General features: G+C 74.0%; 1 protein-coding gene. It reads right to left on the minus strand.

Annotated elements, in window-relative coordinates; translation table 11 throughout:
• The coding region (locus FNQ90_RS24540) for a serine/threonine-protein kinase (protein ID WP_182608343.1) at positions 1-724 on the minus strand (724 nt) is incomplete at its 3' end.
• Positions 725-1,041: the final 317 nt, after the last annotated feature.

Genomic DNA, 1,041 nt, shown 5'->3' on the forward strand with positions numbered 1-1,041 from the left:
GGGGCTCGGGAAGGGCGTCCCGATGACCGACGAGGACGGCCCAGGGGTCGTCGTAGGCGAAGGGGGGACTGCCCGTGGCCAACTCGTAGAGGACGCAACCGAGGGAGTAGAGGTCGCTGCGCGGATCGACCGTCCCCCCCGAGATCTGCTCGGGGGACATGTAGTGCGGGGTGCCCATCGCCATACCGGTGACGGTGAGACGGGCGCCCGGGTCGATGTCGCGGGCGGGTCGGGCGATGCCGAAATCGCACACCTTGACCGTCCCGTCGGTCAGCCGGACGATGTTGGTGGGTTTGAGGTCCCGGTGCACGATCCCCCGACAACGGGTGTGATCGAGGGCCGCGGCGACCTGTCGGGCGATGTCGGCGACCTCCCCGTGCGGCAGGGGGGCACCGGCTCGGTCGGTGAGCAGTTCCCCCAGGTTCCGGCCGTCCAGGAACTCCATGACGAGGTACAGCAGGCCGTCGTGTTCCCCGAAGTCGTGCACGACGGTGATGTTGTGGTGTTGCAGTCCGGCGGCGAGCCGCGCCTCGCGGCGGAACCGTTCGCGCAGGGGGTGGGGCGCGCCGGGGTCCTCGCCCGGCCCGCCGTCGGGGCGGAAGCACTTCACGGCGACCCGTCGGTCCAGGGTCCGGTCGCGGGCCCGCCACACCCGGCCCATGCCGCCGCGGCCGACCTGCTCGAGCAGTTCGTACCGTCCGTGGATCAGCCCGGGATCCGCCATCGTCCCTTCCGAACCCCCGTCTCCGTCCCGATCCGCGCGGCACGCCGCCTGCCGCGGACAGTATGGCGGCGAAACGACGGCCGAACGGGGGCGCGCGGGAAGGGCCCCCCTCACGGGGAACCCCCCGCCGGGGCGGCGGGAGGAGCCCGGAACGGCCTGGACACGGGCCGGGCGGGGCCCGCGCGGGGTCCGGCGCGGGTTCCCGGTTCACCCACCGGTTTCACCCCTGCGGGTGGTCTCCGGCGCCGGTGGTGGACCACCGTCCCTCCCCGTTCCGGGAGTCGGCCGGAACACGCCGCGGGGACCCGGGGCGGGTG

The sequence above is a fragment of the Streptomyces alkaliphilus genome (genome assembly GCF_014141535.1).
GTDB lineage: Bacteria > Actinomycetota > Actinomycetes > Streptomycetales > Streptomycetaceae > Streptomyces > Streptomyces alkaliphilus.